At 47.7% G+C, this 13,131-nt stretch carries 12 protein-coding genes; 11 read left to right on the top strand and 1 reads right to left on the bottom strand.

What is annotated here, in order from left to right; translation table 11 throughout:
• Window positions 1-3: 3 nt before the first annotated feature.
• Entirely contained in the window at window positions 4-861 is an 858-nt protein-coding gene (locus FCS97_RS14675) for a hypothetical protein (RefSeq protein ID WP_138519189.1), read from the bottom strand.
• 548 nt (window positions 862-1,409) lie between these two features.
• Between FCS97_RS14675 and FCS97_RS14670 the strand changes: the two genes are divergently transcribed.
• The 11 genes from FCS97_RS14670 (at window position 1,410) to FCS97_RS14620 (ending at window position 12,993) form a co-directional block, all read left to right on the top strand.
• Window positions 1,410-1,673 carry a hypothetical protein gene (locus tag FCS97_RS14670; protein WP_138519188.1) on the top strand — a complete coding sequence of 88 codons (264 nt, stop codon included), beginning with the start codon at window positions 1,410-1,412 and terminating at the stop codon, window positions 1,671-1,673.
• Complete coding sequence (locus FCS97_RS14665) at window positions 1,670-2,260, top strand: hypothetical protein (protein WP_138519187.1); 591 nt, start codon at window positions 1,670-1,672, stop codon at window positions 2,258-2,260. Before FCS97_RS14670 ends, FCS97_RS14665 begins: the two co-directional genes overlap by 4 nt.
• A 28-nt stretch (window positions 2,261-2,288) precedes the next feature.
• Window positions 2,289-3,290 carry an AAA family ATPase gene (locus tag FCS97_RS14660; protein ID WP_138519186.1) on the top strand — a complete coding sequence of 334 codons (1,002 nt, stop codon included), beginning with the start codon at window positions 2,289-2,291 and terminating at the stop codon, window positions 3,288-3,290.
• Complete coding sequence (locus FCS97_RS14655) at window positions 3,283-3,954, top strand: hypothetical protein (RefSeq protein ID WP_138519185.1); 672 nt, start codon at window positions 3,283-3,285, stop codon at window positions 3,952-3,954. The genes FCS97_RS14660 and FCS97_RS14655 overlap by 8 nt, the downstream gene beginning before the upstream one ends.
• 59 nt (window positions 3,955-4,013) lie before the next feature.
• Window positions 4,014-4,724: a hypothetical protein gene (locus FCS97_RS14650; RefSeq protein ID WP_138519184.1), complete on the top strand. Its 711-nt coding sequence runs from the start codon at window positions 4,014-4,016 to the stop codon at window positions 4,722-4,724.
• Complete coding sequence (locus tag FCS97_RS14645; protein ID WP_138519183.1) at window positions 4,721-5,311, top strand: single-stranded DNA-binding protein; 591 nt, start codon at window positions 4,721-4,723, stop codon at window positions 5,309-5,311. Before FCS97_RS14650 ends, FCS97_RS14645 begins: the two co-directional genes overlap by 4 nt.
• Before the next feature lie 14 nt (window positions 5,312-5,325).
• Window positions 5,326-5,649, top strand: coding sequence for a KTSC domain-containing protein (locus FCS97_RS14640; protein ID WP_138519182.1), 324 nt, complete (start codon window positions 5,326-5,328; stop codon window positions 5,647-5,649).
• A 255-nt stretch (window positions 5,650-5,904) separates the two neighbouring features.
• Window positions 5,905-6,477 (top strand): hypothetical protein, encoded by a 573-nt coding sequence (locus FCS97_RS14635; RefSeq protein WP_138519181.1) that lies wholly within the window; start codon window positions 5,905-5,907, stop codon window positions 6,475-6,477.
• A gap of 401 nt (window positions 6,478-6,878) precedes the next feature.
• Window positions 6,879-9,716 carry an adenosylcobalamin-dependent ribonucleoside-diphosphate reductase gene (locus FCS97_RS14630; RefSeq protein ID WP_138519180.1) on the top strand — a complete coding sequence of 946 codons (2,838 nt, stop codon included), beginning with the start codon at window positions 6,879-6,881 and terminating at the stop codon, window positions 9,714-9,716.
• A gap of 243 nt (window positions 9,717-9,959) precedes the next feature.
• On the top strand, window positions 9,960-11,147 hold the full coding sequence (locus FCS97_RS14625; protein ID WP_171035333.1) for a DUF3150 domain-containing protein: 1,188 nt from the start codon (window positions 9,960-9,962) through the stop codon (window positions 11,145-11,147).
• Window positions 11,148-11,193: 46 nt separating this feature from the next.
• Window positions 11,194-12,993 (top strand): VWA domain-containing protein, encoded by a 1,800-nt coding sequence (locus FCS97_RS14620; protein WP_171035332.1) that lies wholly within the window; start codon window positions 11,194-11,196, stop codon window positions 12,991-12,993.
• Window positions 12,994-13,131 lie beyond the last annotated feature (138 nt).

Below are 13,131 nucleotides of genomic sequence, written 5' to 3'. Positions count from 1 at the left end.
CGACTAGCCCTCATTGACCACCTTGAGGTGATTTTCCTCAGCGCTCATTTGGTCGTCGCCCGCTACACTTCCTTCTTCCATTTCAGATTTGCCATTTTTCTTGCTGGTTTTCTTCTGCTTGGTGTCAACCACATTAGATGTTGCGACTTCGGGGCTCACTGTCTCGGTTACTGAATCCCCTGCAACCGAACTGTTCTCATTGGTTTCATCGTCCTTGGTTGCTCCTTCTTTGGTGGAGCCTCCCTTCTTGCGCTTATTCAACTGAGCCAGTAGATGGTTTTTGTGGTATTCGATGGTTCTTGCCATACCTGCCATTTTGTTGCGAATGTCACCGGCCAGTTTTTGTTTTTCAGTCTGACTCATCAGGTCGTACAACCAGAGTGCGTCACAAACAAGCAGTGTGTGGTCTGCTTTCTCAAGCAGCTTCATGTAGCGTCGCGCCAACGGTGAGGACACGCATTTCACGTAGTCGCGTTTTCGACTGTTTTGTGCATCGATCACAATACCTTCTGTTGATGCAATGTGGCTGAATTGTTCGAGTTTTGTATTCAGCATGGTTTCAACTTTCTTAAACAAGTTTGCCATGTGCGCTTCGCTTGCCTCAGTTACCTCTTGGCTTGCCAAGTAATCGCAGAATCGGTTGCACAAAAAAGAGTTCCTGGCCAAAAAATCAAACTGGTTCTCGCACACGTTTTGCATCAACTTGTGGCCAAGGCTGAATCGCAGCTCAATAAATGAGGCGGAATTCTTTTTTTGATAATCACTGATCATCTGATCAAGCTCGGCCTTCTCTTCAGCAGACTCCGTGCTAACGACGGCGTCGTCACCGAGCAATTCTTTTGGTTCTGTCAATTGGTCCATTACTTAATCCTTTGAGTCTCGTCCAGGTAACACCCATACTCTAGCCTTTGTTAAAAAATTAAGAACCGACCGAAACGCCCCAAAAAAGCTCATTTCAGCGTTGTTACCCCCTTAAAGCCCCGAAAATCTTGACAAAACAGCCCGGAATTCTTAATCTCGACCCTGTAGCTAGTCAAACATGGCGGCTATCGTGAGTGACCACACGGCTTTCGCAACTCCTTGGTCGCATTTTATTAAGCCAGCTCGCACCTGGTTCGGCCCTGAGCCAGTTAGTTTTCATCCAAGCGATTGTCAGTCGCTTAGTAAAACAAAGCCCGCGTTTCTGCGGGCTTCTGTTCTTCCCAGTCAAATGTAAGCAACAAAACCAATGAAGCATTGGCTTTGGTCAATTCCTCATCGGTTTTGTTGTCGCTCGTGGATCGACACAAAACGCGTTCGCGCGTCAAATCCACTGCCTATCTATTAGGTTTTCATCACCCAATCGGGGACCAACACAAGTCCCTATGGGAAATTTGTGCACTGGTCTTCGTTTCGACAAGGAGATCAGCATGTTCAAATCTCTAAAACAAGTTGCCCTGCCCAATCTTAAGCCTCTCGAAGTATTGGAGGTAAAAGGTCCGGATGGGCGTGTTTCACTGATCTGGCGCTATGAAGATGACCGGCAAACCGTTGTGATACGGGGTCGCCGCAATTGGAAAAACGCCTGCAATGAAGAAGCCGCGTTCCGTCGCGATTATGGTTACAAAACAGCTTTGAGCGTTGAAAAACGGTATTACTCAAAGCTAAGTAAGCAAATGGAGATTGTTTTATGACAAATTCCAATGCGCACCATGTTCAACCGGCACTCGATTTTTTCCCATCGGCATTGGAAAAAAGCCTCTTCGAGGCGGAATCCAACAGCCGCATAGAACGACTTCACGAACAGCGACTAAAGCGTAAAAGCCTAAGTTCCAAGAAATTGGATGATTTGCTTCGAAGTGTTGATCTCGATCAACCTTTGTTTCGGTCACCGCAAACTCAAGAAGTTGGACTCGACGAATTTGTTCAACCCCAGCCAAAGCCTAAGCCACGAAGAAGACGTTCCCGGAAAGAAGAAACTGGGGAAGTCTATGAGTGGACAGACGACGATATTTTACGGATCAAATCAGGTTTGCTTACCCGTTCGCTCGATGCGCTCGGTAGCTACGGAAACTCTGAGGAGAAAAAGGAAATATTGCAGTGGATGAACGAAGACGACGTGGTTGGCCAGTATCTTGGCCGACTTGTTTTTATCGAAGAGGTTGAACCCTTTTCCTTTCGAGCTTGTTGCAAATTAGAGGGCCTTTGCCCAGACACTTTGCGAGAGGCTGTTTTCAATCAGCTTGCCACCCGGCAAGACCTTTCATATCTCATTCAATGATCGTTAAGATCTTCTTAGGAGCATAATCATGCAAGCCTTTTATCAAACAGCCGACGTGTTGTTCCCCGAAGTAGTTTCTCAAGAACCCAAAGCTGCAGGCGCTCAAGTTGTTGCCTTTAGCGAGGAACATCCTTGGCAAAATTTGGTGCCAAAGATGGAAGAGGGCTACTTTTACTCACTGGCTCTGTTTCGTGAACTTCACACCTTCATCGAACGCGCTGACCCCAATGTTTTCTTGGCCGCTAAGCTTTCGGGCTTTCCTGGCACGAGCAAAACTTCCGGTGTATTGCAATATTTTGCTCGGACTAACCGTCCGATTCTTTCCTTGAACGGCACCCCCAGTACGGAGGCCGAGCAGTTGATTGGAAAGAACACCCTTCGAGGTGGTGAAATCGTGTGGACTGACGGGGTATTGGCCATGGCCATGCGGTTTGGTCTTCCTTTGCTCATTAACGAGTGGAACGTAATACCAGAGGAACAACGTGTCGGTCTGAACGAGGTTCTTGATGGTAGACCGTTGATGATTGCTGACACTGGAGAGGTTTTGCCGCCTCAGCCTGGGTTTCGGATTTTCTTAACTGAGAATCCATACATCCCCGGCATGTTCGGTTCACGAGCACCAGACGATCCCTCAACCAATGAGCGTTCATACAAGATCTCATGCAGCTATCCTCCCAAAGAGGTTGAAGTAGAGATCGTTGCTTCAAAACTCCAGCCATTGGTGACTTCTACCGGCGCTGATCCCAGCTTTATTCGGGAGACTGCCGACAAGATGGTTACTGTGGCCGAGAAAGTGCGAGCCATGTATATGGGTTCAAGTATCGATGCGAAAGCATTGGACATCACAATGTCCACACGAACAATTTCGCGTTGGGCTTGTGCATTTGTCATGTGGGCCGGTCACGAAAAGGGCATCCACAAGGCACTTGCTCGCACATTGACTGAAGGGATTAAATCAACAGCGGGTCGAGCCATTCATGAAATGGTGGCATCCGAGTTTGGTGAAACTTTTGGAGAGGGCGATGAATAAAACCATCAATCTTTACCGAAGATTTAATCCGGACGGTTCGCCATGGAAGGATTGGGCGTTTGCTGACGAAGACGGTAAATTCGTTGTGTACTTTGGTAAGACTGGCACGAGAATGCAAAGTCGAATCATTGGACAAGCAGACATGCAAACCATCACAAAGAGTGTAGGTGAGAAGGAAAAAGAAGGTTATTTGTCACAGGGGGCAACCACCTTGAACGCCAGCAACTTTGTTGTTGAACCTCAAGCCCCAAAAGCGCAGTCATCTGAGCTTTATGTGTTTCAATCTTCTGATCCGATGTTGGGTAAGGACCTCTATACGCAACATGCAAAAGAGGTTCAAGCACCTGATGGCATGAACGACAATGTCATTGTTGGGCTGACTCAAGCCAAATCCGTGATTGTCACGATCATGAGGCCAGCTACTTTGGAGCAACAGTTATTCGTCTTCGGATGGGTTACAAAATGCATCTCAAAGGGGCTGACAGTGAACTCACTTTTCTCAAGCGATAGCATCACTTTCGCAAACAAGCTGCAAGTAGTTGAGCATTTAGAAAAGCGCCACACAGGCGTTAATCTGGCTCAATTACTTGTTCATTACCACATCAAGGAAGAATCAGTCACAGACAAGATTCGTCAGGCAGCAATTGGCAATCTGGTCTTTTAGACAATTCATCCATTTAACTGTCCCCCTCGGGGGACGGTTTTTTCAAGGAGTCCAACATCATGATGTTTATTCCCAGCATTCCAGACTGTTTCAAAAAGCAGCCTGTTTATCAACCAGCAGTTGTCCAGACATTTGACCTGGATCAATACAACACTGCGGTCGTTAGAAAGTACCCCTCAAAAGGTACTCTTCAAGCACACCTTCGAATCACCAAGAATCAGCAATGTGAATTGCGTTACGTTGGTGAGTTTCCAATCCCTGCTACAGCAAGCGATTACGACGAATTCAGGTATTTAATGATGAAGTCAGCTTCTCAGAACTACGACGGCGCCATCAAGCTTCGTCAAGAAGAAGCACTGTCGCTCCAAAAGCAGGAACCCGTAAAAGTTCAAGCTCAAGCCAATGAGTTCGAACCAGACGACGCTTATGTACCAATCGTAGAGGATCCAGAGTATTTCAATGATCCTGTGGCAGCGCCAATACCGGCTGCCGCACCAGACCACAAGTTCCTTGCAAGAGGAAAATTCGTGAGTCTTCGGCTGGAAGAATACAAAGACTCTGGTGAGAAATCATGGGTTATTCGATACATTCACAATCACAAAGAGTTCTCTCAACGTGGTAATGATTTGAAGCGAGCAGTCAACGGGCTGGATCTTAAGAAGGGTGACCCGATCAAGATCTATCTGGCAGGTAATGAGCCAATATCACTTCCGGGTGGTAGGCCAGTTACTCGCAAGAAATTCATCATTGAAAAGGAAGGCCAATCATGAACAAGGTATTTCTTTCTGGTTATGTGGGTTCAACACCCGAAGTAACCAATTTTGAAGATGGGGGGCGTGCAGTTTCTTTTCGTCTATGTACCCGTGAAGTTTGGCGCGACGGTTCTGGCAATAAGCGTACTGATGAGACTTGGCACAATATTGTTGCCAGCAACAATCTCGCAGACCTGATTTCCAAGGCATTGCAAAAAAGCTATCACGTAAGTTTCATGGGCAAGATTCGAAACCGTTCTTACCAGGACACAAGCGGCAGCACTGTTCACTACAGTGAAGTCGTCGTTCTGGAGATTGATTTTGATTCGATCAAGAGGCCGAAAGAGCGAACTGATGATCAGCCTTCACAGGCCCCACAGAATGCTCAAAATCGACCTATGCGACAGCAAGCACCACCAGCTCAAGCACCATCGAAACCAAGCCAACAGGCTCCTACACCTCAGAGAAACGAGGCACCGAGTCAAGGCTCTGGAAATCAGGCGGCACCGTCGTCAGATTTTCCTGATGCGCCCATTCCCGCCCACTGCGCCTACAAGCGCCTGGCCAACGGTGACTGGGTTGTGATTGATCTTCGCAACAGCTAAACACGGAGGTAGTTATGATTCAAACCCATAATTCAACCAATGTGTATAAAACGCACTACTGTGATCAAAGAATGATTTTCTTTGTGTCGTTCCTCTCATCTCAGTCGCGCACCTACGCCTACACAAATGTAGACGAAAGTACTTTTGACGCTTTTCAGAAAGCTACCAGCAAAGGTCAATTCATTTCAAAGTTCATCAAGCAGCTCGATTTCATGCTGTACGACGAACCTATTGAAATTGCTATCAAGGCCAATCCATTGCCGGTTATGAGTTCAAGTGACGATGTTCTTACTTGGTCGCAAACCGCAAAGGCATTGGTTTCACCAATCGCGTTCTAACGAACCACTTTCAACCCTTGCCCTTCGGGGTAAGGGCACTCCTTAGATTCCATAGTTGTTATCCCACTGCGCTTGAACGTGCATTGGAATATCGAGTTTTTTTGCTGTCCTATTGGACACAACGGCTTGGTCTACTTTTCTTCGTAAAAGAACCAACCGCCCTCCGGGGAAATTGCCGATCATTGATCGGCTTTCATTCAGTGAGCTTCAACCTCACTTTTCAACTACCACTTAAATTTTTAAGAGGCCTTCACCATGTCTAAATCAAAGATTTTTGATCAGGAAACGAACAACGTCATCGAATGGCTTTTAATCGCTATCGTTGGTGCAGTGAGTTTTGTTGTTGCTGTTGTCGTGTCTCAAATAGCCATGTACACCGTCACTGGTGTCAAAAAGCTAATTGAACTCAAAAAACAGCAAAATGCAGTTATTCTTCCGGCCCCTTCAGTGTCACCAGACATTGCCATGCAAGAAGAACCGCAACCCATCGAAGAAAAGCCAGTCAGCGCGTTTCGTCCCTTGGTTGCACAATCTGTCATCACCGATAGCTCTTACAGTATCGTTGTTCGTCAGTATCAAGACTGCTTCGAGGCTTTGGCTTTCGAAGATGGTCTGTCGTACGACCTGGGCTCAATTGTTTCTGATGATATGAACTCAGCTCGCCGTAACTTCGAAATGAAGTACTTGATGCTTCAAACACCGCTGGCCACTGGTAATTCGTTGGATCAGCCTGTTGAAACTACTCAAGATGAACAGCTCGACGATTTCAAGGATGAATTCATCCCTGTTGTTGAAGAGTATGAGCAAATTATGCCAAATCAGGCTTAATCAAAGGGTTGCAGGTGAATTTCACTTGCAACCCTGCTTTTCTTGCAGCAAAATAGAATTTGACTCGTGTAGTCAAGGCCTTAGCGCCAGGCAACAGCCTTTCATTCAAATTTCCCTCCCTGAAGCCCACCAAAGGCTTTCGAGTATTAGTCCTCGCTAATACTGGAAGGCTTTTTTGCGTCGCTTGTCGTCGCAAATGGGTTAGAGCCATACCTAGTTTTATCAAAGGCTCTATTTCAATTCGACCATTTTTGGTCTTTCATCACCCGAGCAAGGGGAAGTTATGCCCTGCTTGGGCCTAGCTCCTCCGACCAACCAAGGGGCCCCCCTAAGCGGGATGCCCAAAGAGCGTCCGTTTAGGCGGGCCTCGTGGTTGGGGCTCATTTTCGAAGGAGATTTACATGATTATCGAGCCTCAAGATTTTTCCAAGGAAGTGCTTCTTACGAAGTATGCCCGCAACGGAGAAACCAAACCCACGGAGATTCGCGTAAGAGTTGCCAAAGCTCTTGCAAACAATCCTGCCGAGGAATCCGATTTTTTCCAAACCATGGAGCGTGGTTTTATTCCAGCTGGCCGAGTTAACGCTTCGGCTGGTATGGATGTTGTCGCAACTATGATCAACTGCTTCGTGCAGCCGGTCGGCGATAGCATCACAGGCACAGAGATGGTCAATGGCGAAGAGTATCCCGGCATTTACCCAGCACTGACCCAATCCGCAGAGACTTTGCGCAGGGGCGGTGGGGTAGGTTACGACTTTTCCCAGATCAGACCTCGCAACTCAGTGGTAAAAGGCACCAATTCACGCGCAAGCGGTCCAGTGTCTTACATGTCGGTGTTTCATGCCTCATGTACTACTGTTGAGTCCGCCGGTCAGCGACGCGGCGCCCAAATGGGCGTGTTGCGTTGTGATCATCCCGATATTGAAGAGTTCGTCATGGCCAAAGCCCAAGGCGGATTGTTCAGTTTCAACATTTCTGTTGCGGTCACCGATAAGTTTATGAAGGCTGTCGAAGAAGATGATGTGTTCGAGCTGGTGCACAAAGCCGCCCCGAACAAGGAATACTTCCCAGATGCTTACAAAATTGAAGGTGGCAACTGGTGTTACAAAGTGATTAAGGCCCGCCAACTGTGGGACTTGATCATGAATAACACTTACAACGCAGCTGAACCCGGTGTGCTTTTCATTGACAAGATAAACCTGGATAACAACCTGGGGTACATCGAAGTCCTTGAAGCTACAAATCCTTGTGGCGAGCAGCCTTTGCCAAAATATGGTTGCTGTTGCTTGGGCTCTATCAATTTGACTTCATTTGTCATCAATCCATTTGATGGCGATTCGCAGTTTGATTGGGACGAGTTTGAGTCCGTGGTTGCAGGCGGGGTCCGTATTCTGGATCGCGTTCTCGACAAAACGGTTTGGCCTTTGCCTGAACAAAAGGCAGAAGCTGAAAACAAGCGTCGTATTGGCCTTGGTTACACCGGATTGGGCAGTATGCTCTTGATGATGGGCCTGGATTACGACTCAAGCGAAGGTCGGGAATTTGCGGCCAAGCTAACCGAGCGGATGCGAAATGCAGCCTACTTGGAGTCAACCAGGCTTGCCAAAGAACAGGGTGCGTTTCCAATGTTCGATGCCGATGAATATTTGAAGTCTCCACGGTTTGCGTCTCGATTGCCTGATCACATCAAGCAAGAAATTCGCAAGAATGGGATTCGCAATTCTCACCTAATCAGCATTGCACCCACGGGCACGATTTCCATCGCTTTTACAGACAATGTGAGCGGCGGGATTGAGCCAGTGTTTAGCCTGATGTACAAGCGTAAAAAGGTAGAAGCTGACGGAAGTAGGTCAGTTTCAGAGGTTCAGGACTATGCCTATCGACTTTACAAATCGATGGGTCGTGATCCAGAGGTGCTAGTCAAAACAGCGACTACTGCACTGAACATGTCCGCCCAATCACACATGATGATGGTGGCGGCTGTTGCACCTTACGTTGATGCGGCAATTTCAAAAACCGTAAACGTACCTGAAGACTATCCATTTGAGGACTTCAAAAATCTTTATATGGATGCCTGGCATGCTGGTCTTAAAGGCATTACAACGTATCGTCCAAATGCCACCACAGGCAGTGTTTTGTCGGTGGATGAGCCAAAGAAGGAAGAGGTCAAAGAGCAGTCCGCTTCGAGCGAGTTGCCCAATGACATTCAGTCCGGTGACGCAGAACGCGCCATTCGGATTACTGACATCCCAGCGCCCGCGCTGCAGTCACTTCGCTGGCCAAATCGTCCCGCCACACCTGGGGGTAACGAGAGTTGGACATATTTTGTCGATTCTGATCAGGGAGACTTCTCTGTGACGGTCGGCCATATCAACAACGGCAGAGCCCATCCTTTCGAGGTTTGGGTGGCAGGCAATGAGCAACCCAGAGTTTTGGGTGCCTTGGCAAAGATTCTCAGTGTGGATATGCGCACCGATGATCCGTCTTGGCTTGCTTTGAAGCTTGACTCACTGTCAAAAACAGTTGACCACAATGAGGTTAAGTTGCAATTCAATCCAAACGAAAGTGCGGTGATTGCTCCCTCAGTCGTCAGTGCGTTTGCGAAGGTCATTTCTTATCGTCTTGATCAGCTCGATGTTTCCGATTTGCAAGGCCAGAAGCCGATGGTGAATGCCATGTTTGCAAAGAAAGAACCAAAGACTGGTACTAACGGATCGATGTCATGGTCCGTCGATGTGGTCAACCCGGCCACTGGTGACGATATTCACATGATTGTCAAAGAGGCAATCATGCCTGATGGCTCTCGTAGACCCTTTTCTGTCTGGTTTGCTGGCAATATGCCGTCGGCAATGGACGGACTGGCCAAGTGCCTTTCCATTGACATGCGAATTGTTGATCCTTCCTGGATTGGCTTAAAACTTCGCAAACTGTTGAACTTCGGTGAACAGCGTGGGGATTTCCTTGCGTTCGTACCTGGTGAACAACGGCAACAGAACTATCCATCGACCGTGGCCTATGTGGCAGCTTTGTTAATTCATCGCTACCAAATGCTCGGAATCCTGGATGGTGAAGGTTACCCTTTGGCTAAACCCTTCCTTTTTGAGGAAGCGAATAGTTCAGATAAGCCTTCGCATGTTGTGTCAGGAAAGGTTTGTGGTGAGTGCGGGCAAGCATCTGTCATCAAACGTGATGGATGTGAGTTTTGTACAAGCTGCGGCCATGTTGGTGCTTGTGGTTAATCTTTAAACTGCCTGAAGTTACGCCCCCAAAAGGCGTAGCTTCAGTGCTTTCCCTCGATCAGAGAATTGATGCAAACACGTTTTCTTCATGATAATGTGTTGGTATTAGTTTTTTGCCGCAAGGTGAAGCCGTAGACGTACGGCGGATTCTTATCCAATACGTCTTTTCAATCAACCCATAGGGGCAAACACACTGCCCTTTGGGGTTAGCTGTGGATGCTCCTTTTTCTTTTGGAGTTCATTATGTCCACAGTAAACACTCAAGTTCTCGAAGATGTTGTCTGCTTTCACACCGAAGTAAGTATTTGGTCTGGTCGCAAAAAACTCATCCCCGAAGATCTTGGCCTTTCCTCCGACCAGATTCCTCCTTCTGAGCTTGCTTCACTTGGCTCAAAGAAAATCTGCGACCCGGACCTTCTAAGCCCATTTCAGTGCTTGAAGCGCCGTTCCGAACGTGCTCTTTCAGAGTTTGGGATTCGTTTTCTTGGCGGCTATGCTGTTCCGGCTGCTGAGATGGCTCGCACAGCGAAGGAGCTTGACGAAATCCAAAACGAATTCACTCGAAATGTTTCTCAGTTTGTAGCCGTTTATGACGATGCAATTGAGGAGTGGATCAAGGCGCACCCAAAGTATGAAACTGCATTGCGAAAGTCAGCAATCAGTTCGGCAGAGGTGGCGACTCGATTCAAGTTCGGTTGGAATGCCTTCAAGATTGTCAGTGCCACAGAAGATGATCAATCGCCCGTTAATCAGAGCTTAAAAACTCAGGCCATGGGATTGAAAGATCGACTGATTGAGGAGGTTGCTCAGTCAGCCCAAGGTCTTCTTGAGGTGACCAACAAACGCGGTATCGCCTACCAGCGAACACTGCGCCCTCTCAAAGGGTTGCGTCGAAAGCTGCAAGGCCTCGCCTTCCTTGATCCAAAAATCAAGGGGATTGTTGCAATCATCGACCAGTGCATTCAAATGATGCCTGCCGGTGGCGACATAGAGGGTATTGCCTTGATTACCTTCACTGGTGTTTTGCAGTTGCTCGGAGATCCTGAGCGAATTAAAAACGCCGGCCAGAAAGTAATTGATGGTGCAGTTCCGTCTCAGTTGCTTGCATCAGAGATTGAAATCGATGAAGAAACCGAACTGAACGAGGGTGAGGAAACCCTGGCATTACCGCTTCTGGAACAACAGGCTCAGTTAAATGTGCCTACTACTCCGTTGGTGATGCCTGGTCTTCCCAAGGTTGCCGCGCAACAGGTACCAACTGTGCCTCCAATGCCAAGTATGCCAACCCCTGTTCAGCCAGTAGTTTCACAACCACAAGTGGCAAGCGCCCCAGAAACGACGAAGCCTACGGATGCGGTTAAAAACATGCCCATCCCCAAAGCAGCAGCGTTTCCAATGCCTTTGCCACCCAAATCACAGGGTTTTTTCTAACCTTTCAATAAACCCCCTTCGGGGGGTATTTCTCAGGAGTTCTATCATGCGGAAAATCGACCCACCCGCGCTCATGCGCCACATCGTAAAAGGTTTGGCCCGTGATCACGGTCTTACAGTTGTTCGGTCAAACGGCTTCAGGATTAATCTTCAGACAAAAGAGGTTCATCTTCCACCATTGCCACCAGACGACAAAATTGCAATGGATCTAGTTCTGGGAGGTGCGTACCACGAAGTAGAGGGGCACTTTCTTTATACCGATCCATCTGCCAAAAGCGATCCGAATTCGGAATTTCACCCCAGTTTGATCCACTCGCTTACCAATGCCTACGAAGATGTGCGCATTGAATTCACAGCCGCTAAAAATTGCGGCGTGCTTCATACCCGCATGAATAACTTCATCGCAGCATTGAGGCAGTTGGGTCACCTTGGCATGCTTTCTACGAGCAATCCCTTCACACGGAACCTCGGTTTGTATGTCGTAATTATGGGTTGCTGTCGGGTGCTTAAATACCCAGCAGCATTTGATCTTGAAGATGATACTTACTCAGCAATGAGAAGTATGGTCGGAGAGAAAATTCAACTCCGTCTGGATAGTTTTATCAGCCGGATTCCGTTTCTGAACTCAACACAAGACTGTATGGATCTTGCCGAAGAAACACTTCGCATGGTCAAAGACTTGCTAGAGCAGAAATCCAACGATCCTCAACAAAGCCAACAATCATCTCAACAGCAGAACCAAGCCAACACAAATGCGCAAGGCGATACTGAAGAAAGTGAAAGTGGTGAAGAAGGGGAGTCTGAAGGTTCTGATTCAGACGATTCCGGTTCCGACAACGGCGAAGAGTCTACCGACTCACCGTCAATGGAGGGAGATCAATCGGGCGACGATGATTCTTCACAAGAGTCTGATGCTCAAAATCAACCTGGTCAACAATGCTCGCACGAGGATGACCAAAGCGACCTTGATCAACAAGCCGCTATGGAAATGCTCAAACAGCTTTTGAATCCCAAGGAAGATGAGATTGATTCAAATGAAAGAACTGAAAAGGTTTTCGATGCCGTGGATAAAATCTCCAATGAGCATTCGGGTTCGGTTCAACCATTTGATTCATTCAGGTACGGCAATGGTTCACAAAACCCAGCCATTATTGATAGTGCCTCAACAGCAACCAATGCACTTTCTCACCGTCTCAGCGAGTTACTTCGAACTTCCACAAAAAGTAAGAAAACTTATCGAGACAGCGGGCGAGTCATTGCATCTAGAAAGCTAGCAGGAGTAGCGATTGGCAAGACCAAAATCTTCCAGCGCAAAACCCAAGGTTTTCAATGCGACACGAGTATTTATGTGTTGTTAGATGCGTCCAGTTCCATGGACAACACGTTTGACCTTGCTGTACAGAGCTGCGTTTCTATCTCGCTTGCTTTGGAAGGTCAAAAGGGTGTTGAGGTAACAATCGGTGCTTTCCCTTGCCACAACGGTGATTCCGAGGGGGTAGGGGTTTTGAAGGCATTTCAAGAAAGAAACCAAAGTGCGCGTTTCACGATGCGTCCCTACGGTTCTACGCCAATGTCAGAGGCAATGATGCAGGCTTATGAGGCGCTTTATTCCCGACCTACCTCCAGAAAAATTCTGGTGGTGGCCACGGATGGTGGGCCTGATGAAAACGCGTCTGCCCTGGCGGTTATTAAGGCTGCGCCACAAGTTGGTGTAGAGGTTCTTGGGATCGGGATTCAATACGATGTTTCTTGGCTGTTTCCAGACAGCACAATTATCCAAAGTATTGATGAACTCTCAGTCAACCTGTTCCAGTTGCTTCAAGACAGACTGCTTCGCGTGGCCTGAGTTCGAGCGATATCAAGTGGCCGCATCCCTTCGGGGGTGTGGTCGCCTTCTTTTCTCCTCCTATTTGATTCGAAATGACTCATCGCCCAGCTGCGGTGATCTGTCATCTCAAACCACATATTTTTCGAAGACTTCGGT

Origin of the sequence: Limnobacter alexandrii, assembly GCF_005871185.1 — a bacterium.
Classification (GTDB): domain Bacteria; phylum Pseudomonadota; class Gammaproteobacteria; order Burkholderiales; family Burkholderiaceae_B; genus Limnobacter; species Limnobacter alexandrii.
The sequence above is the reverse complement of the archived record's forward strand: the minus strand, read 5'-3'. Positions and strand labels throughout refer to the sequence as shown.

Bases quoted from the DNA above. Each gene is read 5' to 3' on its own strand.
- FCS97_RS14675 (WP_138519189.1), bottom strand. From the start codon at position 861: ATGGACCAATTGACAGAACCAAAAGAATTGCTCGGTGACGACGCCGTC.
- FCS97_RS14670 (WP_138519188.1), top strand. From the start codon at position 1,410: ATGTTCAAATCTCTAAAACAAGTTGCCCTGCCCAATCTTAAGCCTCTC.
- FCS97_RS14665 (WP_138519187.1), top strand. From the start codon at position 1,670: ATGACAAATTCCAATGCGCACCATGTTCAACCGGCACTCGATTTTTTC.
- FCS97_RS14660 (WP_138519186.1), top strand. From the start codon at position 2,289: ATGCAAGCCTTTTATCAAACAGCCGACGTGTTGTTCCCCGAAGTAGTT.
- FCS97_RS14655 (WP_138519185.1), top strand. From the start codon at position 3,283: ATGAATAAAACCATCAATCTTTACCGAAGATTTAATCCGGACGGTTCG.
- FCS97_RS14650 (WP_138519184.1), top strand. From the start codon at position 4,014: ATGATGTTTATTCCCAGCATTCCAGACTGTTTCAAAAAGCAGCCTGTT.
- FCS97_RS14645 (WP_138519183.1), top strand. From the start codon at position 4,721: ATGAACAAGGTATTTCTTTCTGGTTATGTGGGTTCAACACCCGAAGTA.
- FCS97_RS14640 (WP_138519182.1), top strand. From the start codon at position 5,326: ATGATTCAAACCCATAATTCAACCAATGTGTATAAAACGCACTACTGT.
- FCS97_RS14635 (WP_138519181.1), top strand. From the start codon at position 5,905: ATGTCTAAATCAAAGATTTTTGATCAGGAAACGAACAACGTCATCGAA.
- FCS97_RS14630 (WP_138519180.1), top strand. From the start codon at position 6,879: ATGATTATCGAGCCTCAAGATTTTTCCAAGGAAGTGCTTCTTACGAAG.
- FCS97_RS14625 (WP_171035333.1), top strand. From the start codon at position 9,960: ATGTCCACAGTAAACACTCAAGTTCTCGAAGATGTTGTCTGCTTTCAC.
- FCS97_RS14620 (WP_171035332.1), top strand. From the start codon at position 11,194: ATGCGGAAAATCGACCCACCCGCGCTCATGCGCCACATCGTAAAAGGT.